The 20,891-nt window shown below is 65.2% G+C and carries 24 protein-coding genes and 1 pseudogene; 19 read left to right on the top strand and 6 right to left on the bottom strand.

The window, feature by feature from the left end; all coding sequences use genetic code 11:
• Positions 1–7: 7 nt before the first annotated feature.
• The gene (locus IEX64_RS04185) at positions 8–664 is read right to left on the bottom strand and encodes a YqaA family protein (RefSeq protein WP_188818427.1); all 657 of its coding nucleotides are present in this window, start codon (positions 662–664) and stop codon (positions 8–10) included.
• A gap of 335 nt (positions 665–999) precedes the next feature.
• Between IEX64_RS04185 and IEX64_RS04180 the strand changes: the two genes are divergently transcribed.
• The 19 genes and pseudogenes from IEX64_RS04180 (at position 1,000) to IEX64_RS04095 (ending at position 16,377) form a co-directional block, all read left to right on the top strand.
• A complete protein-coding gene (locus IEX64_RS04180) occupies positions 1,000–1,500 on the top strand; it encodes a hypothetical protein (RefSeq protein ID WP_188818426.1) in 501 nt (166 codons plus the stop codon).
• Positions 1,487–2,812 (top strand): DNA-packaging protein, encoded by a 1,326-nt coding sequence (locus IEX64_RS04175; RefSeq protein WP_188818425.1) that lies wholly within the window; start codon positions 1,487–1,489, stop codon positions 2,810–2,812. Before IEX64_RS04180 ends, IEX64_RS04175 begins: the two co-directional genes overlap by 14 nt.
• A gap of 193 nt (positions 2,813–3,005) precedes the next feature.
• Positions 3,006–4,169, top strand: coding sequence for a phage portal protein (locus IEX64_RS04170; RefSeq protein ID WP_188818424.1), 1,164 nt, complete (start codon positions 3,006–3,008; stop codon positions 4,167–4,169).
• Entirely contained in the window at positions 4,156–4,464 is a 309-nt protein-coding gene (locus tag IEX64_RS04165) for a DUF6127 family protein (protein ID WP_188818423.1), read from the top strand. Before IEX64_RS04170 ends, IEX64_RS04165 begins: the two co-directional genes overlap by 14 nt.
• Positions 4,464–4,787, top strand: a pseudogene (locus tag IEX64_RS24385) (HK97 family phage prohead protease); the annotation flags it as partial. The gene IEX64_RS04165 and the pseudogene IEX64_RS24385, both read left to right, overlap by 1 nt.
• 111 nt (positions 4,788–4,898) lie before the next feature.
• Positions 4,899–6,035, top strand: coding sequence for a phage major capsid protein (locus IEX64_RS04160; RefSeq protein WP_229710069.1), 1,137 nt, complete (start codon positions 4,899–4,901; stop codon positions 6,033–6,035).
• Between the two features lie 79 nt (positions 6,036–6,114).
• Complete coding sequence (locus IEX64_RS04155) at positions 6,115–6,657, top strand: head-tail connector protein (RefSeq protein WP_188818421.1); 543 nt, start codon at positions 6,115–6,117, stop codon at positions 6,655–6,657.
• 8 nt (positions 6,658–6,665) lie between these two features.
• Entirely contained in the window at positions 6,666–6,830 is a 165-nt protein-coding gene (locus tag IEX64_RS04150) for a hypothetical protein (protein WP_188818420.1), read from the top strand.
• Between the two features lie 3 nt (positions 6,831–6,833).
• Positions 6,834–7,223, top strand: coding sequence for a DUF3168 domain-containing protein (locus IEX64_RS04145; protein WP_188818419.1), 390 nt, complete (start codon positions 6,834–6,836; stop codon positions 7,221–7,223).
• 105 nt (positions 7,224–7,328) lie between these two features.
• Complete coding sequence (locus IEX64_RS04140; protein WP_188818418.1) at positions 7,329–7,736, top strand: phage major tail protein, TP901-1 family; 408 nt, start codon at positions 7,329–7,331, stop codon at positions 7,734–7,736.
• Positions 7,733–8,041 carry a gene transfer agent family protein gene (locus IEX64_RS04135; RefSeq protein ID WP_188818417.1) on the top strand — a complete coding sequence of 103 codons (309 nt, stop codon included), beginning with the start codon at positions 7,733–7,735 and terminating at the stop codon, positions 8,039–8,041. The genes IEX64_RS04140 and IEX64_RS04135 overlap by 4 nt, the downstream gene beginning before the upstream one ends.
• On the top strand, positions 8,038–8,241 hold the full coding sequence (locus IEX64_RS04130) for a phage tail assembly chaperone (RefSeq protein ID WP_188818416.1): 204 nt from the start codon (positions 8,038–8,040) through the stop codon (positions 8,239–8,241). Before IEX64_RS04135 ends, IEX64_RS04130 begins: the two co-directional genes overlap by 4 nt.
• Positions 8,231–8,803: a tail tape measure protein gene (locus IEX64_RS04125; RefSeq protein WP_188818415.1), complete on the top strand. Its 573-nt coding sequence runs from the start codon at positions 8,231–8,233 to the stop codon at positions 8,801–8,803. The genes IEX64_RS04130 and IEX64_RS04125 overlap by 11 nt, the downstream gene beginning before the upstream one ends.
• 121 nt (positions 8,804–8,924) lie before the next feature.
• Positions 8,925–11,258 (top strand): DUF2460 domain-containing protein, encoded by a 2,334-nt coding sequence (locus IEX64_RS04120; protein WP_188818414.1) that lies wholly within the window; start codon positions 8,925–8,927, stop codon positions 11,256–11,258.
• The gene (locus tag IEX64_RS04115; protein ID WP_188818413.1) at positions 11,255–12,079 is read left to right on the top strand and encodes a phage/gene transfer agent baseplate hub protein; all 825 of its coding nucleotides are present in this window, start codon (positions 11,255–11,257) and stop codon (positions 12,077–12,079) included. The genes IEX64_RS04120 and IEX64_RS04115 overlap by 4 nt, the downstream gene beginning before the upstream one ends.
• On the top strand, positions 12,076–12,486 hold the full coding sequence (locus IEX64_RS04110) for an NlpC/P60 family protein (protein ID WP_188818412.1): 411 nt from the start codon (positions 12,076–12,078) through the stop codon (positions 12,484–12,486). The genes IEX64_RS04115 and IEX64_RS04110 overlap by 4 nt, the downstream gene beginning before the upstream one ends.
• A gap of 1 nt (position 12,487) precedes the next feature.
• Positions 12,488–14,683, top strand: coding sequence for a GTA baseplate fiber-binding domain-containing protein (locus IEX64_RS04105; protein ID WP_188818411.1), 2,196 nt, complete (start codon positions 12,488–12,490; stop codon positions 14,681–14,683).
• A gap of 24 nt (positions 14,684–14,707) precedes the next feature.
• Positions 14,708–15,166 carry a DUF2793 domain-containing protein gene (locus tag IEX64_RS04100; protein ID WP_188818410.1) on the top strand — a complete coding sequence of 153 codons (459 nt, stop codon included), beginning with the start codon at positions 14,708–14,710 and terminating at the stop codon, positions 15,164–15,166.
• 191 nt (positions 15,167–15,357) lie between these two features.
• Positions 15,358–16,377 (top strand): OmpA family protein, encoded by a 1,020-nt coding sequence (locus IEX64_RS04095; RefSeq protein ID WP_188818409.1) that lies wholly within the window; start codon positions 15,358–15,360, stop codon positions 16,375–16,377.
• Between the two features lie 122 nt (positions 16,378–16,499).
• On the opposite strand, the gene queC is transcribed toward IEX64_RS04095, so the two are convergent.
• From queC to IEX64_RS04070, 5 genes are all read right to left on the bottom strand, one after another.
• On the bottom strand, positions 16,500–17,195 hold the full coding sequence (queC, locus tag IEX64_RS04090) for a 7-cyano-7-deazaguanine synthase QueC (RefSeq protein ID WP_188818408.1): 696 nt from the start codon (positions 17,193–17,195) through the stop codon (positions 16,500–16,502).
• 53 nt (positions 17,196–17,248) lie between these two features.
• Positions 17,249–17,566: a hypothetical protein gene (locus IEX64_RS04085; RefSeq protein ID WP_229710068.1), complete on the bottom strand. Its 318-nt coding sequence runs from the start codon at positions 17,564–17,566 to the stop codon at positions 17,249–17,251.
• A 181-nt stretch (positions 17,567–17,747) separates the two neighbouring features.
• Positions 17,748–18,653, bottom strand: coding sequence for an Hsp33 family molecular chaperone HslO (gene hslO / locus IEX64_RS04080; RefSeq protein WP_229710057.1), 906 nt, complete (start codon positions 18,651–18,653; stop codon positions 17,748–17,750).
• Entirely contained in the window at positions 18,650–19,576 is a 927-nt protein-coding gene (gene argF / locus IEX64_RS04075) for an ornithine carbamoyltransferase (protein ID WP_188818405.1), read from the bottom strand. Before argF ends, hslO begins: the two co-directional genes overlap by 4 nt.
• Before the next feature lie 11 nt (positions 19,577–19,587).
• Positions 19,588–20,766, bottom strand: a complete 1,179-nt coding sequence (locus IEX64_RS04070; protein ID WP_188818404.1) for an aspartate aminotransferase family protein — start codon at positions 20,764–20,766, stop codon at positions 19,588–19,590.
• Positions 20,767–20,891 lie beyond the last annotated feature (125 nt).

The raw sequence follows: 20,891 nt of genomic DNA, 5'->3' as shown, positions 1-20,891 counted from the left end.
CGGGTGGTCAGGCGACCGGGAGCGGCCTCACAGCGGCAGTTTTCGCGGGCGCGACGCATTGTTCGCTGGACTTCCTGGCTCCACCGCCCAACAGGGCAAGCACGGCAAAGCCGCCGACGAGAAGAACGCCGAACAGGATCGTGACCTTGCCGAGGTGCTTGTCGATGACCGCCTTGATCGGCGCGCCGAAGAGACGGAACAGCACGCCCACGGTCATGAAGATCGCACCGCGCCCGACGAGCGCCGAGACGATGAAACGCACCGGGCTCATTTCCATGAAACCGGCCATGATCGTCAGCAGCTTGAAAGGGATCGGCGTCATCGCGCCAAGCAGAACCGCCCATTCGCCATTGGCCTGGAAGTAGCAGCGCACCTTGGGGAAGCTCTCCATCAGCCCCAACGCAGAGAGCATCGGAACGCCGACCGTATCGTAGAGGAAGTACCCGATAAGGTATCCGAATATGCCGCCAAGGACCGAAAAGATCGTGGTTATGGCCGCATAGCGCACCGCCTTCTTCGGCTCGGCAAGGCACATGAGGCCGAGAAGCGGATGCGGCGGGATCGGGAAAAAGCTCGATTCGACGAACGAGAACCCGGCCAGCCACCATTGGGCGTGGCGGTGGGCCGCCTTTTCCATCGTCCAGTCGTAGAGGCGGCGCAGCATCGAGGTCTCCGGAAATCCTTGCGAAGGCGTGCTTACCGGCGGTGCTGCGCCGCGGCAAGCGGCAACCCTCCGGTCAATGAGTAACCTATTTGGTTATTTTTGATTGACAGCGTCACGCTATTTGGGTACATATAGAGAACATCGCGATAAACCGAGTCGCTGCCATCCTCCCCCCTTGATGGGGAAGGGATACGCAGGCCTGGTCGCGAAGCGGCTTAGCCGAAGTTGGGTGGGGGTGCTTGGCACCTTCGCGCAACCTCACCCCCTTCCAACTGCGCCTAGGCTCCTTCGTCGCCATGGCTTCGTATCCTTCCCCCATCAAGGAGGAAATCCACATGGCCAAGCAAAGCCCGCCCCGTCGGCATGCGCCGGTCGGGGACAAGACTCCGCCGCGCAACTGGCGCAAGGCCTTCCTTGCCGAGCTGGCCGCCACTTCCAATGTCGCCGCCTCGGCGCGCAAGGCCGGCATCGCCACCTCGCGCGCCTACGACCTGCGCCGCAGCGATCCGGAATTCTACCGCGAATGGCAGGTCGCGCTGTGCGAGGGGTACGATCACCTCGAAATGAGCCTGCTGCAGCGGCTGCGCGAAGGCGAGATCAAGCCCGCCAGCGGTGTCAGACGCGGCACTCGCGTGTTCGACAATGCCACTGCGCTGCGCCTGCTCGCCGCCCACCGCGAAAGCGCCGCATGCCAGCGCGCGATCCACCAGAACCGCAATTCCGAGGCCATCCTCGATGCCATCAACGCCAAGATCGAGAAGATGCGCGAACGCTCGCTCAAGGCTCTGCCCGCGCCGCAGGACGAACCTGCCGGGGATGCCCATGGCGATCAGTGAGCAGCTTCGCATCCTCAACAAGCTGACTCTGGAGGAACGACGAGAAAAGCTGCGCACCCTGTCCGACACCGAGCGTGAGGAAGTGCAGACCCACTGGAAGCTCTGGGCCCGCAGCGAACAGCTCCCCCCGCCGGGTGACTGGCGCACCTGGCTGATCATGGCCGGGCGCGGCTTCGGCAAGACGCGCGCAGGCGCCGAATGGGCCCGCGCGGTTGCCGATACCGATCCGCAGGCGCGGATTGCCCTTGTCGGGGCCTCGCTGCCCGAAGTCCGCGCTGTGATGGTCGAAGGCGAAAGCGGGCTGCTGGGCGTGTGTCCCCTACGCCACCGCCCGGAGTTCGAACCGAGCCTGCGGCGGATTTCGTGGCCCAACGGTGCGCAGGCACTGCTCTATTCGGCGGGCGATCCCGAGACGCTGCGCGGGCCCCAGCACAGCCATGCCTGGTGCGACGAAATCGCCAAATGGGACAATGCCTCGCAGCGGGCGACCCGCGCCTGGGACAACCTGCTGTTCGGCCTGCGGCTCGGCGAACATCCGCGTCTGGTCGCCACGACAACGCCCCGCGCGGTGCCGCTGGTGCGCCGGCTGATGGAAGAGGCGGACGATGCACTGGCCGTCACGCGCGGCTGCACCGAAGACAACCGCGCCAACCTGCCGGGCCGTTTCGTCCGCGACATTCGCCGCCAGTTCGGCAAGTCGCTGCTGGGCCGGCAGGAACTCGACGGCGAGCTGCTCGACGATATCGAAGGCGCGCTGTGGACCCGCGCGCTGATCGAGCAATGCCGCGAAACCGAGGCCCCCGAGCTTGTCCGCGTAGTCGTAGGCGTCGATCCGCCCGCCTCCAGCGGCGGCGATGCCTGCGGGATCCTCGTCGCCGGACGTACGGAAGACGGGACGGCGCATGTTCTCGCCGATGCCTCGGTGCAGAGGGCCAGCCCCGAACGCTGGGCCCGCGCCGTCGCCCGCACTGCCGGGGCCTGGCAAGTCGATAAGGTCGTGGCCGAAGCCAATCAGGGCGGCGCGATGGTCGGCAGCGTCCTGCGCGCGGCGGACATCGCGCTGCCGCTCAAGCTGGTCCACGCCAGCCGGGGCAAGACCGCCCGCGCCGAGCCAGTGGCCGCCCTCTACGAAGCGGGCCGGGTGCGCCACGCCGGGACATTCCCGGAGCTGGAAGACGAACTGTGCGGACTGGTGGCCGGTGGCGCCTATCAGGGGCCCGGCCGCTCGCCAGACCGCGCCGATGCGCTGGTTTGGGCACTGACCGAACTGATGCTTGGGAAAGCCGCTGAGCCGCGAATTCGGACGACTTAGGGTTTTAAAAGAGTTCACGCAGAGGCGCGGAGACGCGGAGATTTCGTGCTTCCGGCAAAGCCGCTTTTTCCTCCCAAGATGCGTTTGCCGCAACCTCGGAAAGATTCAGAAAGCCTGCGGCGCAGCGAAGTTCTCTGCGCCTCCGCGCCTCTGCGTGAACTCCATTTTTTCCCTTCACACCGAAAGGAAATCCATGTCCTTCATCGATATGCTCGTCGCCGCCTTCAAGGGCGAGAGTGCGCGTGTGCCGCTGGCGCGCGGGCCGGCTTCGCCATGGTTCTTCGCCGACAGCGGCGGCGGGCGTGCCCCTTTCGAATACAACGCGGCCGTCCGCCGCGCCTATCTGGAGAACCCGGTCGCGCAGCGCGCGGTGAGGCTCGTGGCCGAAGGGATCGGCGGGGCGCCGCTGAAACCGGCGGATTCAAAACTGCTCGCGCTGGTCAGCGAAACCAGCGCCGGGCAATCGCTGCTGGAGACGCTGGCCTCGCATCTGCTCCTGCATGGCAATGCCTATGTGCAGGTGCTCAAGGATGCGCGCGGAAGGCCCGTCGAACTCTTCGCGCTGCGGCCCGAGCGCGTCTCGATCGTCGCGGGTGAGAACGGCTGGCCCAGCGCCTATGCCTATGACGTCGCCGGAAAGCGGCTGGCGATCCCGCTGCTGGACGAGGACGCCGCGCCCAACCTGATCCACTTGCGCCACTTCCACCCGGCAGACGATCATTACGGCGCCGGATGCCTGAGCGCGGCGGATCAGGCCGTGGCGATCCACAACGCCGCGGCCGAATGGAACCGCCAGCTCCTCGAAAACGCCGCACGCCCGTCCGGCGCGCTGGTCTACGAAACCGAGGACGGCAGCGCGCTGACCGGCGACCAGTTCGAACGGCTCAAGGCGGAGCTTGCCAGCGCCTTCGCCGGGGCAGGCAATGCCGGGCGGCCGATGGTGCTCGAAGGCGGGCTCAAGTGGCAGACGATGGCGCTGAGCCCGGCGGACATGGATTTCGCCACGCTGAAGGCCGCGGCCGCCCGCGACATCGCGCTCGCTTTCGGGGTGCCGCCGATGCTGCTCGGCCTGCCCGGCGATTCGACTTACGCCAACTACCGCGAAGCCAACCGCGCCTTGTGGCGGCTTACGCTGCTGCCGCTCGCCGCGAAGATCTTCGCCGGCCTGTGCGAGGGCCTCTCGCCCTGGTTCCCCGAGGCGAACCTTGCCGTCGATCTCGACCGGGTGCCCGCGCTCGCCGAGGACCGCGAGCGGCTCTGGGCGCAAGTCAGCGCCGCGGACTTCCTCGACCCGCAGGAAAAGCGCGCCTTGCTCGGGCTGGGTGAAATGAAAGGAACATTTCATGAACAGAAATGACATGCTGGCCGAACTGCTCGCACAGGCGGCGGACGAAGGCAGCGACCTCGTCACCCTGCGCGCCATCGTCGAGGAAGCGAGCGAGCGGGGCGCGGCGCGCATGCTCGAACGCGTCGGGCTCGACGATGAAAGCGCCACGCAGGACCTCTCCGAACTGCGACAACTCCTGCAGGCCTGGCGCGATGCTAAGTCGAGCGCGCAGACCGCCGTGATCGGCTGGATCGTGCGGGGGCTTCTGGCCTTGCTGCTACTGGGCCTCGCCGTCCGGCTCGGCGCGACAGGGATGCTGCGGTGATGCGCTTCGCCGGTTACGCCGCCCTGTTCGGCAAGCGCGATGCCGGACGCGACACGATCCGGCCCGGCGCCTTCGCACGCACGCTGGCCGCCCGCCGCGATCCCCTGCCGCTGTTCTGGCAGCACCGCGCCGACCAGCGTGTCGGCTGGGTTAAAACCGTGGCCGAAGACGAACGCGGCCTGCGGGTCATCGCCGAAATCGACAATCCGGAAGGGGCCGCCGGTCTTGCCGTAAGACGCGGCGCGGTGACCGGCCTCTCCTTCGGCTACCGCGTCCGCGACAGCCTGCGCACCTGCGAGGGGCGAGAACTGATCGACCTCGACCTCTTCGAAGTGAGCCTCGTCACCCACCCGATGCAGCACGGCGCGCGGGTGCATCTTGTATCCTCCCCCGGCGGGGGAGGATTTCTTCCCCACATGAAAGGTATCTGCCCCATGGACTCCCCCATCCCCACGGAAAACCTCGACGCCTCCTTCGATCTCGTCGCCCGGCAGGACGCCACCGAGCAGGCCGTCGAAAGCCTGCGCGGTGATGTCGACGACGTGAAGGTACGCCTCGACAAGGTCAGCCGTGCCGCCGCCCGACCTGCACTCGCCGGTGCCGGAACGCCCGGCATCGAAGTGAAAGGCTTCGTCGACGGCTACCTGCGCCTTGGCCGCGAGAGCGAGATCAAGTCGCTGAGCGGGGCCAGCGGCGGCGAAGGCGGCTATGCCGTGCCGCAGGAAATCGATGCGATGATAGCCACGCGGCTCAAAAGCATCAGCCCGATCCGCGCCATCGCGCAAGTCGTGCAGACCGGCTCGGCGGGCTACCGCAAGCTCATCACCACCGGCGGCACCGCCTCGGGCTGGGTGAGCGAAACCACCGCCCGCCCCGAAACCGATACGCCGACCTTTTCCGAAATCGCCCCACCCTCCGGCGAACTCTATGCCAATCCAGCTGCCAGCCAGGCCATGCTCGACGATGCCGCTTTCGACATCCAGTCGTGGCTGGCCGACGAGATCGCGATGGAATTCGCCCGCGCCGAAGGAGCCGCTTTCGTCGGCGGCAGCGGCACCAACCAGCCCAGAGGCTTCCTCACCGGAGCCACCAGTGCTTCCGGCGACGCGGCGCGTCCGTTCGGCACGCTGCAGCATCTCGTTTCGGGTGATACCAATACCCTCGGCAGCGTGGTCGAACTGGTGCTGATCGATCTGGTCCACTCGCTCAAGGCCGGGCACCGGCAGGGCGCAAGCTGGGTTATGAACTCGGCAACGCTGGCTGAAGTGCGCAAGCTCAAGACCTCGGACGGCGCGTTCCTGTGGCAGCCCGGACTGGTGGACGGCCAGCCCGACCGCCTGCTCGGCTACCCGGTGGTCGAGGCCGAGGACATGCCCGATATCGCCGCGAACGAATGCCCCATCGCCTTCGGCAACTTCCGCGCCGGCTACCTGATCGCCGAACGCAGCGCGACTGCGATCCTGCGTGACCCCTTCACCAACAAGCCCTTCGTCCACTTCTACGCCACGAGGCGTATCGGCGGGCAGGTACTCGATTCCGACGCGATCAAGCTGCTCAAGATCGCGGCCTGACCTCCAGCCGCGATCACGCCCGCGCCGCTTTCCCTCCCCGGCGGCGCGGGCACCCCTTCCTATCCGACCGGAGACGTTCATGAACCGCGTCATCCTTACGCCTGCCGTCCTGCCCGGCACAGCGCTGGCCGAGCTCAAGCAATGGCTCGGCATCACCACGACGGGCGACGATACCCCGCTGCTTTCGCTGCTGAACATGGCGCTCGAGGTCTGCGAGGGCTTCACCGGCCAGATGCCGCTCGAAGCCGAATGCGAGGAAATTCTGACCGCACGCGCTGGCTGGCGCACACTCTCCACGCGTCCGGTTCAGGCGATTTCAGATGTCGAGATCATCGCAGCCGACGGCTCACGCTCGGCCCTCGATGCCGCGGCCTATGAAGTCGACCTCGATGCGGACGGGACCGGGCACATTCGCTTGCCGGACACCGGTGCGCGCGTGGCCGTGCGCTTCACCGCCGGGCTTGCCGCCGATTGGGCCGACCTGCCGGAAAGCCTGCGCCACGGGTTGATCCGCCTTGCCGCGCACCAGCATCGCGAGCGGGAAAGCGAAGGCGCTGCGCCGTTGCCGCCTGCTTCGGTCGCCGCGCTGTGGCGACCCTGGCGGCGGATGCACCTCGCATGAGTGGCGGAATGATCGAAGCCGAAGCGGACTTCGCATCGCTCACCGCCCGGCTCACCGGGAAAGCCCGCACGCTCGCCGTCGCCCACATAGCGGCCCGGGCATTAGCCCGGCGCGGCGACGCCCGGCGATGGCGGCGCGCCCGCCTGCTCTGGCCGCTTTTCGCGAAAGGATAAGCCATGGAAATCGCCTTGCGCGCTGCCCTCATCGCATGGCTGGCCGCCGATCCCGCCTTGTCCGCGCAGCTCAACGCCATTGTCGAGGAAGCGCCGTCGCGCACCAGCCTGCCCTGGCTGGGCCTCGCCGCCAGCGCCAGCACGGACTGGAGCTGCAAAACCACAGTGGGACGCGAGGTGCGCATAGCTCTGGAGCTGCATTGCCGGGGTGACGCGCCCGACACCGCCGCCGATCTGGTGGCCGCCATCGAGGCCCGCGTCGAAAGCCTGCCGCGCGGGCAGACCGGCTTTGCCGTCGCCACCATCCGGTTCCTGCGCGCCCGCGCCGAACAGCACGGGCAGAACCGCCGCGCCATCCTGCTCGAATACCGCTTCCGCCTGCTGGAGGCGTGAGCTTTCCCATCCTTCGACAAGCTCAGGATGAGCGGATGAAGAAGTGCTCGTCGTCTCCGTCCTCGCTCAGGCTGAGCCTGTCGAAGCCCCTCCAAGGAGAACCCCATGACAGCCCAGAAAGGCAGTGCCTTCCTCCTCAAGATTTCCGACGGCGGCGCGCCCGCCAGCTATCAGACCGTCGCCGGGCTGCGCACTACGCAGATGTCGGTGACCGGCGAGACCGTCGTCGTTACCAGCAAGGATAGCGGCGGCTGGCGCGAATTGCTCTCGGGCGCCGGTGTGCGTGCTGTTTCCGTGAGCGCGGCCGGGATTTTCCTCGGCAGTGCCGCCGAAGCGCAGATCCGCACCAATGCCATGGCCGGCACGCTCGACGACTACCAGCTCAGCTTCGAGGGCGGCGAGAAACTGCAAGGCCGCTTCCTGGTCCAGCGGCTGGACTATGCCGGGGACTTCAACGGCGAGCGCAACTACACGCTCCAGCTCGAAAGCTCGGGCGAGGTGATTTCGGCATGAGCGCCAATGCCCTGCGCGGCGAGGCCTCGCTGACGATCAGTGGCGTCCCGCATACCCTGCGCCCCAGCTTCGGCGCGCTCGTTGCAGCAGAAGAGGAGCTCGGCCCGCTCTATGCGCTGGTTGAACGCGCCGGTGCCGGGGACCTGCGGCTGGGCGAAATGGCCTCGCTGTTCTGGCACTGCCTGGAAAAGCGCGCCGAAATCTCGCGCGAGAGCGTTGGCGAAGCCGTGATGGCGCAGGGTCTTGCCGCCTGCGCTGCGCCACTGCGCATCCTGCTCTCGCAGATACTCAAGGGCGCGGGATGACGAGGCTCCAATTTGCCCCAGCCGCGCTCTCTCTTTGCGCCCTTGCTGCCCGTACGCTGCACTGGCGCCCGCATGAATTCTGGGCGGCCACACCCGCGGAACTGGCGGCGGCGCTGGGACTGCTTGCGCCCGACGATACCGCGCCCTGCCTCGACCGGCCAACCCTGCAACGGCTGATGGAACACGATCATGGACGATGAAATCGACAGCCTGCTGGTGGAAGTCCGCGCCGGTACCGACGGCTTCACCCGCGACATCGCGGCCATGCGGTCCGCCGTGGACGGCGACCTTGTCTCCGGCTTCACCAAAGCCGGGCAGGCACTGGAAAAGGGCCTCGCCGGGGCAATCCGCAGCGGCAGCCTGGGCTTCGACGATCTCAAGCGCGTTGCTCTTTCCACTCTGGACGAGATTGCCGCACAAGCAGCGCATACCTTGCTCGGATCATTGGGGCCGGGCTCCAGCGGAAGCGGCGGCGGTCTGATCGACTTCGCCGGCCTGTTCACTGCCGCGCTGGGCCTGCCCGGCCGAGCGACCGGCGGCAATGTCGCACCCGGACGCGGTTATGTCGTCGGCGAGCGGGGACCCGAAGTCTTCGTGCCAACATCCGCCGGACGGGTCGAAACGTCCACCCGTCCGCCGAGCCGCGACGTTCGTGTCGCCATCAGCCTCAACACCCCGCGCGGCAGCACTATGCCGCAATCGCTCCAACGCTCCTCAAGGCAGGTTGCGAGCGCGGTTCGGCGGGCGCTGGCGGGCAACTGATATCGTCGCCCCCGCGTAGGCGGGGTCCCGCTTTCTTCCCATCGTTTTGCCACCCCAAAGAAGCGAGGTCCCCGCCTTCGCGGGGACGACGGCTTGTATTGTATCTTGAAAGGCATACCCCATGGCATTCTGGCTTGCCGAAAAGCGGCAGGGGCAGGCGAGCGACTGGATCACCCGCTTCGATCCGCGCTTCTGGACCGTCAACTTCCCGCGCCCCATGGTAGCGACCGTCATTTCGACCGGTCCGGACGCGCTGCGTGTGGACGCCTCGTTCCTGCGCAAGGGCGATCTCGGCGGTCTGATCTGGACCAGCGAGGATACGCTGGATCACGCTCTGCTCGCCTACAAGACTGATCGCAATTACGCCCGCACCGCGCTCAGCTTCCGCTGGCAGTCGGGCGGGATTCTGCCACTCGATGCAATCTACGGCCCGACGCTGACCATCGAGGGCCGCGACGAAAACGGCGGCGCGCGAACCTGGTATGTGCGGCTCTGGAACTATGCCGAGGGCATCGGCGAAGACGCTCGGATCACCTTGCGTTTCTCGGACCTGCAAGCCGGATTCTCGCTGCCGGGCGAGCCGATCTGGCCCGGCGATATCGACCGCATGTTCATCTCGTTCGCTCCGCCGGGCTACGACGGCAGCGCCGATCCGCTACCGGCCGAAACCGAAGGCTGGATCGAGATGAGCGAGATTGCCACCGACGGCGCCCGCGCCATGCTGGAAATCGGCGATGTCATGGTGCCGCCACATGGTCTCGCGCTCGCCACCGGGTTCGACGATCAGGGCGTTCAGACCCCGGCCCGTCTGCTGCGCAATGCCCGCCAGCTCGGCTATCGCGGTTCGCTGGTGCTCTATGTCGGCATGAGCCACTACTTCCGGCTCGTCGTGCAGTCCGGCGTCTATCTCGCCGGGCAGACCGCCGATCCGCTCAACACACCGACGCGGGTCTGGCATCAGGCGATTTTCGCGGAAGCGGTCGCGATGGGTTTCAGCCCCATGGCCTCGCTCTCTTACGAATTGCTCGACCAGCACTGCCCCGAAGACTGGAAGCAGCGCGACTATCTCGGCGCGCCCGCGCTGACCGGATGGTCTCCGCCCTCGACGCTGCTGTCTCCGGCGAACGCGGAGGCGATGAACTGGCTGCAATCGGTCGCCTCTGCCTTCACCGATCTGATGACGGAAGCTGCGGCACCCGTGCGGTTCCAAGTCGGCGAACCGTGGTGGTGGACTTTTTCCGACGGGCGCATATGCCTTTATGATGCCGCGTCGTCAGCGGCGCTGGGCGGGGCCCCGCCTGCCATTCCCGATATGCGCGCGCCGCTGAACACTGCGCAGACCGATCTGCTCGATGCCGCCGGTGCGCTCCTTGCACAATCGACCGCCGATCTGGTGAGCGCGGTCCGTACCGCGGCCGATCCTGCGCCTGTCGAAGCGCTGGCACTGGTATTCACGCCCACCCTGCTGGCCGCCGACATGCCCGAGCTGAAGCGCGCGAACCTGCCGGTCGGGTGGGCCTCTCCCGCCTTCGACCGGCTGCAGGTGGAGGACTACGACTGGCTCACTGCAGGTGCCGATGGCCTCCGCCGCAAGGCCTATGCCGAGGTCAACCAGCGGCTCGGCTATCCGCCGGCGCAGCAGGACTATCTCGCCGGTTTCGTGCTCAATTCTACCGACAGCGACCATTGGCTGCGGATCGACGCCGGGATCGACGAAGCGCTTGCTCGCATCCCGCACGAGATCGTCGTCTGGGCCCTGCCGCAGATCGCGCGCGACGGATACGTGCGCTTGCCCTCCCCCGACATGACAGGACCGCCCGACATGCAGGCTTTCGATGACGTATCCTACCCGCTTGCACTGGGGCGGGACGCAACCGTCGTTCCCGAATTCTCGACCAGCGTGGCAGTGACCGCCTCCGGCTTCGAGCGGCGCAACAGCCAGTGGTCGAACGCGCGGCTGCGCTTCGACGTCGGGCCCGGCGTGCGCTCTGAAGCCGAACTCGGCACGCTCATCACCTTCTATCGGGCCCGGCGCGGACCCGCACGCGGCTTCCGGCTGCGCGATCCGAGCGAACACAGCTCGAACGGCATGACCGGAGAGCCGACGGCACTCGACCAGACCCTCGGCACGGGTGACGGCATGACCACCGAATTCGCGCTGATCAAAGCCTACGGCGATGGTGAAGATGCCCAGATACGCCGGATCACCCGGCCCGATTTCGCGACGATCGTGGTTTCCATCGATGGCGTGGTTCAGGTCGGCAACTGGTCGCTGGGTGAAGCAGGCGTGATCGCCTTCGATGACCCTCCTGCGGATGGCGCCGTAGTTCGCGCCGGCTTCCTCTTCGACGTCCCCGTCCGCTTTGCCGAGGATCAGCTGGAAATTTCCGGCGCCGCCTTTGCCGCTGGCGAGGCCCCCAGCGTGCCCGTCGTCGAAGTGCGCGAGGCAGCATGAGCAGGGTCTGGTTCGCAAGCGATCTCGAAACCGTCGCCACCTTCTGGCGTGTGCTGCGGCGCGACGGGGTGACGCTGGGCTTCACCACGCACGACCGCGACTTGTGGTTCGACCGCGTGCTCCACCGCGCCTCGCCCGGCATGGTGCCCTCTTCGATCCGAAAGTCCGCCGATCTCGAACCGGACAGCGCCGAAGTGCGCGGCGCACTCTCGCACGAGGCGATCACGAGCGAAGACCTCGCCGCAGGTCGCTTCGACGGCGCGCAGGTCCGCATCGGCGTAGTCGATTGGGAAACGCTGGAACGCGAAGTGCTCTATGCCGGGACCATCGGCACGATTTCGCAGGAAGACGGCGCGTTCTCGGCAGATCTCGTCTCGCGCAAGGCCGATTTGCAACGCGATCCCGTGCCCCGCACCAGCCCTGCTTGCCGGGCGACGTTTTGCGGTCCTGGCTGCAACCTCAATCCCATGCAGTTCACCCACGAAGTGACAGTGGATGCGAGCGATCCCGAGGCCAATGCGGTGCGCCTTGTCGAAGCGGTCGATCCGGCACTGTTCTTGGGAGGCACGCTGCGATGGATCGAAGGTCCGCAAGCAGGTCTGTCGATGGGAATCGCAGGTGGCGATGGAACCGGAAGCTTGGTCCTGGACACCCCGATCGATGCAACGCCCGCAAGCGGCACTCGGGCGCAAATGCGCGAAGGGTGCGATCACACGCTCGACACCTGCGCCTCCCGCTTCGGCAATGCAGTGAACTTTCGCGGCGAGCCTTTCCTGCCGGGCAACGACCTGCTCACGCGCTACCCCGTGCCGGGCCCATGACCGGGGCGGAACTGGCTATCGCAGCGAGCGCGCTCGTCGGAACGCCATTCCTGCTTCACGGCCGCGATCCGCGAATCGGGCTGGACTGCATCGGCGTGCTGGAAGCCGCTTTCCGGGCGTGCGGGCAGAAAGTGACCTTGCCAAATGGCTATTCGCTGCGGTCACGCCGTCTGCCCGCGCTTGCGGACCTCCCCGCAAAGCTGGGCCTGCAGGAAACTCCGGCACCCGTCGTGGCCGGAGACGTGATCATCGTCCGCCCTTCTCCCTGCCAGCACCATCTGGCCATCGCGACCGCACCCGGCCGCTTCGTCCATGCCCATGCCGGTCTGCGCCGGGTCGTCGAAGGCCCGTTCCTCGAAGACTGGCCCGTGATTCGCCAGTGGCGCCCTCACCCAATCAGGAACTGACATGGCAACGATCGTTTTCAACGCGGTTGGCTCTTATCTCGGCGGACCGATCGGCGGTGCCATCGGTTCACTGATCGGCCGACAGGTCGATACGGCCCTGTTCGGTTCGTCTAGCCGGCAAGGGCCGCGCCTTGCCGAACTGGCCGTGAGCACATCGAGCTACGGCCAGATATTGCCCCGACACTTCGGCCGCATGCGCGTCGCCGGTTCGATCTTATGGGCAACCGACCTGGTCGAACACAGCGAGACGACAGGCGGCGGCAAGGGGGCTCCGTCGGCGACCACCTACAGCTACACAGTCAGCCTTGCAGTGGCCCTTTCCAGCCGTCCGATCCAGTCGATCGGCCGCATCTGGGCCGACGGCAAGTTGCTGCGTGGAGAAGCCGGCGATCTCAAGGTCGGCGGCACCCTGCGCGTCTACACCGGCGTGGGCGATCAGGAGCCCGATCCCTTGATCCTTGCCGCCGAGAGCGAGAGCCGCTGCCCGGCGCACCGCGACCTCGCCTATGTGGTGTTCGAAGACCTCGATCTTTCGGACTACTACAACCGCATCCCCGCACTGACATTCGAAGTCGTCGCCGAGGAGGAAATCACGCTGCAGAACGTGATCGGCGAGGTCATCGAAGAGGCTGATGCGAACGTTCCGCTGCCGGAACTCCGGGGCCTTACATGCGACGGTCCGCTGGCAGGCAGCCTCGAGATTCTAGGTCGGGTCCTGCCGCTGGAAGCCGACGCGGGGGCCGAGAAGCTTATCATTTCGCGCGAACGGCTTCAGACAGGCACGGTCATGGTCGATGAAGCGGCAGCAAGTGTCGAAGACGATGCGTTCGGCCCGACATCGGGAATGGCAAGGCACCGCTCGAAACCGCCCGAGCAACTTCCGAAAGTATTACGATACTACGATCCGGAGCGCGACTACCTGCCGGGATCCCAACGTCCGGTTGGTCGGATGACGGCGGGCGAACCGCAGACGATCGATCTGCCTGCCGCGATCGACGCGGCATCTGCACGCAAGCTTATCGAGAACAACGCGCGGCGGATCGACTGGGCCCGCGAGCGCATTGCCTGGCGCACATGCACTCTGGATTCCGCTGCCAGCCCGGGCGCCATTGTTAGCCTGCCCGGACTTCCGGGGCGCTGGCGCGTCCTTGAGTGGGAATGGCATGTGAGCGGCGTCGAACTTTCGCTGGCGCGGGTTCCCCCCGGCGAATCAGCCACCGCGCTACAACTGCCAGCCGATTCCGGTCGGGCCAGCCTTGCGTCAGACATGTCGATTGGCACCACCGCCCTGGTCGCCTTCGAACTGCCACTGGACGGGATGGAAGCGAACGCGGATACGCCGCGCGCCTTCGCCGCCGTTTCCAGTGCAAGCGCCAACTGGCGCGGTGCCGCTCTCTATGCCGACCGGGGCGATGGCGAACTCCATCCGCTCGGTCCGAGCAATCGCGGGCGCAGCGTGATCGGCACAGTATCGAACGCTCTTCCCGCAGCCAGCCCGTTGCTGGTCGACCGCCAGTCGCAGATCATCGTTTCGCTCGTCGATCCGGCCATGCAGCTTGCCTCGGTGGACATGCGTCAGCTCGCATTCGGCGCCAATCTGGCGCTGGTTGGCGAGGAAATTCTGCAGTTCGCGAAGGCGACGCCGGTCGGTGACGGCAACTGGCGCCTCGAAGGCCTGTTGCGGGGCCGAGGGGGCACCGAAGGCAAGGCAGCATCGCATATTGCCGGCGAACCTTTCGTGGTTCTCAATTCTGCACCGACTGCTCTCGATGTCGGTATTCTCGGGCGACAAAGCGAGCGGCAACTGGTCGCGATAGGACGCGGCGACGACAGCCCGGTCGTCGCGCCGGTCCTTCTGGATGGTATTACCCTGCGACCGCTCGCTCCCGTTCACTCGCGCTGTTCGCAGGCACCGGACGGAACCTTGTCACTCGGCTGGACGCGCCGCGCGCGTGGCGGCTGGCAATGGCAGGACGGCGTCGATGTGCCCCTTGTCGAGGAGGCAGAGACCTACATCGTGACGCTCGGGGCCTTCGAAAGTCCCTTCGCCCAATGGACCACCCACGAGCCCGGACTGGAAATTCCGCCGGCGGTGCTGAACACGCTGCTTCCCGAGGCAACCACACAGCCCCTCACTGTGCGTCAGCGCGGCACCCATGCCCTGTCCGACCCGCTTCATCTTTGCACACTGACTTGAGAATTTGGGGAAAAGGAGAACCCCATGCCCGACCCGGTGACATTCGACAGCGCCAGCGCGCGATTCGGCCTGCCCTTCCTTTATTCCGGTCAGGCGCAGAAAGAAGTGTTCGTTAATGAGGCTTTTTCCACGACTGATACCTTGCTGCACTGCAAAGTCGAAGACGAGGCGGGGAGCCCTCCCGCTGAGGCCGCGGAAGGGCAGACCTGGCTCGTTGCGCCGGGAGCGACCGGCGACTGGTCCGGGCAGGACGGATCACTGGCATGTTTTCGCGCAGGCGGCTGGACCTTCATACCGCCTTGCGATGGCCTGCGGATCTTCAACGCCGCTAGCGGCCAAGAAAACCTTTTTTTTGGTTTATGGAGAAAAGCTTCCGTGCCATTGGAACCTTTGGACGGAACGACCGTTGACGTCGAAGCCCGGGCAACGATCAGCAGCCTGATCGCGGCTCTTCGGGTCGTGGGTGTCTTTCCCACGCAATGACAGGTTGTAACGAACAACAGGCCAACTAGTAATGAGGGGTTCTAACAAAGATACCGAAACCACCAGCAAGCCCGCGAAATAGCGACATTATTGTCACAGTCGCGATCATTGTGCGCTTGCACCCGGTTTACGGAGGAGTTAGACACTCGCTGCACTCGGTGGCTCCATATCTCTATTTGTAGGGGAAACGTATGAGGAAACTCGTCATAGGACTGGCGCTGGCTTCTACAGCCATTGCCACGCCCGCCTTCGCGCGTGATGACGCTTGGTATATCGAACTTGGTTTCGGCGGCATGATCGTCGAAGACGCCGATATCGATATCAATGGCGTAAATAACGCTGACACCATCGACTTCGACAAGGGGTTCGACGGTGGCGCAACGCTTGGTTATGACTTCGGCGCATTCCGTCTGGAAACCGAAGCCAGCTATCGCCAGGCAAACATGAAGTACGTTCCTGGCGATGCCAGCAACCTGTCGTTCATGGTCAATGGCCTTCTGGACTTCGGTCCGGATGATGGCATCCAGGGCTTTGTCGGCGGCGGTGTCGGCGTGGCTCGTGTCGACGCCGACTACATCGACGATTCCGACAGCGGTTTCGCGTGGCAGATTCTCGCCGGCATTCGCGCCCCGATCAACGATCATTGGGACGCCGGCCTGAAGTACCGCTTCATGAACGTCGACAACGTCGACCTCGTGGCACCGACCGGCGACCAGCTCAGCACCCGCTGGCGTTCGCACTCGCTGATGGGCACGCTGACCTATAACTTCGGCGAACCGGCTGCTCCGCCGCCGCCCCCGCCGCCGCCCCCGCCGCCGCCGCCCCCGCCGCCCCCGCCGCCCCCGCCGCCGGCAGCGGTCTGCAACAAGGGGCCGTACATCGTGTTCTTCGACTGGGATAAGTCGGACATCACGCCGGAGGCCGCGACCATTCTGGATAGCGCCGTGAGCGCTTACGGTAACTGCGACAACGTCCCGATCATGCTGGCCGGTTACACCGACCGTTCGGGCACGGTACAGTACAACATGGGCCTGTCCGAGCGTCGCAACGACTCGGTCCGTGCGTACCTGACCAGCCACGGCATCCCCGACGGTGCGATCTCGAGCCAGGCGTTCGGTGAAAGCAACCCGCGCGTTCCCACCGCTGACGGTGTGCGCGAGCTGCAGAACCGCCGCGTCGAGATCACTTACGGTCCGGGCTCGGGCATGTAAGCGAACCGGCAACGGTAAAATGAATTGGGGCCCGGAGAAATCCGGGCCCCTTTTCTTTGGGAGCTATATTTGAGGAATGTGGGCCGCACGAGAGCGCGGACCGCGACGCGCGCCAGATCAATTCAGGCTGCGTAGTCGGTGGGGTCCACCAGACCGGCCTCCGCAAAGCCCGCCTTGCGCAAGCGGCAGCTGTCGCACAGGCCGCACGCACGCCCATCCAGCTGCGGATCGTAACACGACCAGCTCATACCCGCGTCCAGACCCAGCCGATCGGCCTCTCGCGCGATGTCTGCCTTCCCCAGGTACTGAAGCGGCGCGTGGATTTTCATGCGCTGCCCTTGGGATCCCGCCTTGGTCGCCAGGTCGGCAATGTTCTCGAACGCCGAAATGAACTCGGGCCGGCAATCGGGATAGCCCGAATAGTCCAGCGCATTGACGCCAATGAAAATGTCGTTGGCGCCCAGCGCCTCGGCCCAGGCGAGCGTGAGCGACAGGAAAACGAGATTGCGCGCCGGCACATAGGTCACCGGAATCTCCGGCCCCACGCCATCCTTGGGCACCTCGATATCGTCGGTGAGAGCTGATCCGCCGAACTGCCGCAAGTTGAGCGGAAGCACGACATGGCGCTTGGCGCCCAGATGCCCGGCGATAACACCCGCAGCCTCGATTTCGCAGCTATGACGCTGGTTATAGTCAATGGTCAGCGCATGGATCTCATAGCCCGCCTCTCGGGCGAGGCCTGCCGAGACCATGGAATCGAGCCCGCCGGAGAGGAGTACGACAGCGCGCTTTGCTTGAGGAGATGAAGACGTCTGCATAAGCCTGCGCTACGCCGGTTGCCCCATGCTGGCAACGGCGAAGCAAGCCCGGCTCAGTTACGACAGGAACCGACCTTGCGCCCTTCTTCCGCCAGCAGAAACGGCAAGCCGTTGACGATCCCCTGGCTCTCGATCTGCACGAGGCGATTGGTTTCACGACGGATGTGTGTGCGGCCGTAGCCTCGTCCGCGACAAGTATACTGCACGGTGACCGAATTGGCCTCGTCCTCGACGACCACGCTGCTGCAGGAAAGCCCGGGATGCTTCAATTGGATCAGCTGGCGCCCGTTTTCGAGGCACACGCGGTGAACCGCACCGCCCGCGCCACGCTCGCGCAGTTCCCAGGCCCCATGATCGAGTTCATCGAGCATGCCCAAGGACGGCTTCCGACCCAGGGCCGGAACCGCGACAGCAGCCAAGGCTATCACAGGCAGCAATGCGTAGCGGAATTTCAACTTCGTTCCCCATGCGTAATTCAGTGATCCGATCACACCTGTACATTTATTGTATCCCGGACACTGCAATTCAAGCACGAAGCGGATGAAGCAGAGCTTAAGCGGGAATGCGCAATACCTTGGAACAGAAAGCGCAGTCGACCGGAATTAGTCCATCGGGGTCACGCATATCTGCCCGTTCCTCTTCAGGAAAGCGCGAAAGGATGTCCCGATAGTGCTCGACGGTACAGCGGCATCCGCGCTGTAGTGGGGCGAGCGGCTCGACGCGAACTTCCTCTTCCTCATGGAAAAGGCGCCATATCAGCTCTTCGAGAGTAAGCATCGGGTCGACCAGTTCCTCCTGCTGGATACTGCCTCCCATGACCGCGACGTGTTCCCAATCCGGATGGTCTTCACCGGCGTGCAGCCGTTCCTTGCCCTCTTCACTATCGGGAAGATACTGGAGCAGCATGCCGCCCGCGTTGCAACGCGGGCCGTTGGAGCGCACCGTCACGCGAATAAGCGAAGGGATCTGCTCGGAACGCGCGAAATAGGTTTCGCAAGCCTGCGCCAACGACTCTCCTTCGAGCGGAACGACCCCCTGATAGCGGTCGTTTGTCGCAGCTAGATCGAACGTTATCGCCAGATAGCCCTCGCCGAAAAGCTGTTCCAGCTCCGGCGTTTCGTCCAGTCCTTCCAGAGCGGCTTCGTCATGCCGCACGTAACCGCGAACTTCTCCATCGCGATAGTCGCAGACCAACAGGTCCACCGGACCACCTTCGGCCTGTGCCTGGATGGTGAGCTGCGAGCCCTCTTCCTTCAGCAACGCCCCCATGAGCGCCGTCAGCACCAGGGCTTCGGCGAGCAGGTGCTTGATGACCGGAGGATAGTCGTGCGCCGACAGGACCGTCTCAAGCACAGGACCCAGCCTGACGACGCGCCCGCGCGCGTGCCGCGCGGGCACCGAGAAGGCGAGCACACGGTCGAATCCGGTGTCGTTGCGGATCAGGTAGTCGTCAGTCACAGCTTTTCCAGAGCCCAGAGCAGTACAGACTTCTGGCCGTGAAGCCGGTTCTCGGCCTCGTCCCATACCGCCGATTGATGACCGTCGATCACTTCGTCAGTGACCTCTTCATTCCGGTGCGCCGGCAGGCAATGCAGGAAACGGGCAGCCGGCGCCGCCGCTGCCATGAGATCGGCATTGACCTGGTACGGCTGCATGGCTGCCACATGCTTTTCCCCGCCCGGCTGCCCCATGGATACCCAGGTGTCGGTGACGACGATCTGCGCACCGGATACGGCCTCGATCGGGTCGTTTGTCAGGATCACCTCGCCACCGGCCGCACGGGCCCGCTCGATGAAGCCGGTATCCGGTTCGTAGCCGGTCGGGCCGCCGATGCGGATGGTGAACTTCATGAGCCCTGCTGCCTCGATCAGCGAATTGGCGACGTTGTTGCCGTCTCCCAGCCAGGCCATCCGCAGTCCGGGCAGGGCAAAGCCCTGCTCGACCACGGTCAGCAGGTCGGCAACGATCTGGCAGGGATGCGACAGATCGGTCAGCCCGTTGATTACCGGCACGTCAGCATAGTGTGCCAGCTCCTCGATCTTGGCGTGATCGTCGGTCCGGATCATGATCGCATCGACCATGCGGCTGAGCACACGCGCCGTGTCCGCAACCGATTCGCCACGGCCCAGCTGCGTGCTGCCCGACTCCATGATGAGCGCCGAACCGCCGAGCTGGCGCATGGCCATGTCGAACGAAACACGCGTGCGCGTCGAGTTCTTCTCGAAGATCATCGCCAGCACATGGCCGGCCAGCGGCGCATCCGCATCGGGACGCGCCTTGGGCCATGCCTTGCGCAGCGACTTGCGGTCCATCGCGTCGTTGATCATCGCCGCCAGCGCATCGCCGCCGGCATCGGACAAGCTCAGAAAGTCCCGGGCCATTGCCTAGCCTCCTACGGTTGGTAGCTCTGCGCTCCGGCAGACAGCTTTTCCATGAATTCGCCGATGTGGCTGTCATCGATCACGAGCGGCGGCAGAACGCGCACGACATTGTCGCCCGCCGCAACGGTCAGCACGCCGTGATTGTCGCGCAAGTGCGCCACGAAGGGCCGCGGCTCGATCTTGAGCTTGATGCCGAGGAACAGGCCGCGCCCGCGCACGCCCTCGAACAGCTCGGGATAGTTGCCGATAAACTGTTCGATGCGCGCCTTGAGCCGATCCCCCTTCGCACGGACTTCCGCCAGGAAAGCTTCATCCGGGATCACGTCGAGGATCGCGCCAACCGCCGCCATGGCGAAAGGATTCCCGCCATAGGTCGACCCATGCGTGCCGAAAACCATGCCGCGCGCTGCCTTTTCGGTCGCGAGGCATGCCCCGACCGGAAAACCGCCACCGATGCCCTTGGCCGTTGCCATGATGTCGGGCTCGATGCCGTACTGTTCGTAGGCGTAGAACGTGCCCGCGCGGCCAACACCGCTCTGCACTTCGTCGAGCACCAGCATCAGGTCATGCTCGTCGCACAGCTTGCGCAGGCCCTGCATGAACTCTTCGGTAGCCTCGCGAATGCCGCCTTCGCCCTGAATCGGCTCGACCAGGAAGCCAGCCGTGTTGGACCCGATCGCCGCCTTGGCCGCTTCGAGGTCGTTGAATTCGCAATACTTGAAGCCGGGAAGCAAAGGCATGAAGCCCTTGTGCATCTTCTCCTGGCTGGAGGCGCTGATAGTCGCCATCGTCCGGCCGTGGAAAGCATTGTTGAACGTGATCAGTTCGAACCTGTCTTCATTGCCGGCGGACTGGTGATAGGCGCGAGCGGCCTTGATCGCACATTCCACGGCCTCCGCACCGGAATTGGTGAAGAAGACGGTGTCGGCGAAGGTAAGGTCGACCAGCCGCTGGGCGATCTTCTCACCCTGCGGGCTGCCGTAGAGGTTGGAGACATGCATGAGCGTCTCTGCCTGCTTCTGGATCGCACCGATCAGACCGGGGTGCGAATGCCCCAGGGCATTGACCGCAATACCGCTCGCAAAGTCCAGGAATCGGCGGCCGTCCTCACTGATCAGATGGCAGTGCTCGCCGCGAACGGGCCGAACGCCGCAACGGGGATAGACAGGCATCAGCGGGGTGATCGACATCTCGGTATTCCTTGAAACAGTGCGGTAATATGAAGATCGGAAACGACAAATGGCGGCCCTTACCGGACCGCCATTTGCGCGCATTTAGGCTTTTGCAATCTCCCGGTCAAACCACCGGGTAAAGT

The sequence above is a fragment of the Novosphingobium indicum genome, from assembly GCF_014645195.1.
GTDB lineage: Bacteria > Pseudomonadota > Alphaproteobacteria > Sphingomonadales > Sphingomonadaceae > Novosphingobium > Novosphingobium indicum.
This window is presented reverse-complemented; position numbering and strand designations above follow the sequence as displayed.

Bases quoted from the DNA above. Each gene is read 5' to 3' on its own strand.
- IEX64_RS04185 (WP_188818427.1), bottom strand. From the start codon at position 664: ATGCTGCGCCGCCTCTACGACTGGACGATGGAAAAGGCGGCCCACCGC.
- IEX64_RS04180 (WP_188818426.1), top strand. From the start codon at position 1,000: ATGGCCAAGCAAAGCCCGCCCCGTCGGCATGCGCCGGTCGGGGACAAG.
- IEX64_RS04175 (WP_188818425.1), top strand. From the start codon at position 1,487: ATGGCGATCAGTGAGCAGCTTCGCATCCTCAACAAGCTGACTCTGGAG.
- IEX64_RS04170 (WP_188818424.1), top strand. From the start codon at position 3,006: ATGTCCTTCATCGATATGCTCGTCGCCGCCTTCAAGGGCGAGAGTGCG.
- IEX64_RS04165 (WP_188818423.1), top strand. From the start codon at position 4,156: ATGAACAGAAATGACATGCTGGCCGAACTGCTCGCACAGGCGGCGGAC.
- IEX64_RS04160 (WP_229710069.1), top strand. From the start codon at position 4,899: ATGGACTCCCCCATCCCCACGGAAAACCTCGACGCCTCCTTCGATCTC.
- IEX64_RS04155 (WP_188818421.1), top strand. From the start codon at position 6,115: ATGAACCGCGTCATCCTTACGCCTGCCGTCCTGCCCGGCACAGCGCTG.
- IEX64_RS04150 (WP_188818420.1), top strand. From the start codon at position 6,666: ATGATCGAAGCCGAAGCGGACTTCGCATCGCTCACCGCCCGGCTCACC.
- IEX64_RS04145 (WP_188818419.1), top strand. From the start codon at position 6,834: ATGGAAATCGCCTTGCGCGCTGCCCTCATCGCATGGCTGGCCGCCGAT.
- IEX64_RS04140 (WP_188818418.1), top strand. From the start codon at position 7,329: ATGACAGCCCAGAAAGGCAGTGCCTTCCTCCTCAAGATTTCCGACGGC.
- IEX64_RS04135 (WP_188818417.1), top strand. From the start codon at position 7,733: ATGAGCGCCAATGCCCTGCGCGGCGAGGCCTCGCTGACGATCAGTGGC.
- IEX64_RS04130 (WP_188818416.1), top strand. From the start codon at position 8,038: ATGACGAGGCTCCAATTTGCCCCAGCCGCGCTCTCTCTTTGCGCCCTT.
- IEX64_RS04125 (WP_188818415.1), top strand. From the start codon at position 8,231: ATGGACGATGAAATCGACAGCCTGCTGGTGGAAGTCCGCGCCGGTACC.
- IEX64_RS04120 (WP_188818414.1), top strand. From the start codon at position 8,925: ATGGCATTCTGGCTTGCCGAAAAGCGGCAGGGGCAGGCGAGCGACTGG.
- IEX64_RS04115 (WP_188818413.1), top strand. From the start codon at position 11,255: ATGAGCAGGGTCTGGTTCGCAAGCGATCTCGAAACCGTCGCCACCTTC.
- IEX64_RS04110 (WP_188818412.1), top strand. From the start codon at position 12,076: ATGACCGGGGCGGAACTGGCTATCGCAGCGAGCGCGCTCGTCGGAACG.
- IEX64_RS04105 (WP_188818411.1), top strand. From the start codon at position 12,488: ATGGCAACGATCGTTTTCAACGCGGTTGGCTCTTATCTCGGCGGACCG.
- IEX64_RS04100 (WP_188818410.1), top strand. From the start codon at position 14,708: ATGCCCGACCCGGTGACATTCGACAGCGCCAGCGCGCGATTCGGCCTG.
- IEX64_RS04095 (WP_188818409.1), top strand. From the start codon at position 15,358: ATGAGGAAACTCGTCATAGGACTGGCGCTGGCTTCTACAGCCATTGCC.
- queC (WP_188818408.1), bottom strand. From the start codon at position 17,195: ATGCAGACGTCTTCATCTCCTCAAGCAAAGCGCGCTGTCGTACTCCTC.
- IEX64_RS04085 (WP_229710068.1), bottom strand. From the start codon at position 17,566: ATGCTCGATGAACTCGATCATGGGGCCTGGGAACTGCGCGAGCGTGGC.
- argF (WP_188818405.1), bottom strand. From the start codon at position 19,576: ATGGCCCGGGACTTTCTGAGCTTGTCCGATGCCGGCGGCGATGCGCTG.
- IEX64_RS04070 (WP_188818404.1), bottom strand. From the start codon at position 20,766: ATGTCGATCACCCCGCTGATGCCTGTCTATCCCCGTTGCGGCGTTCGG.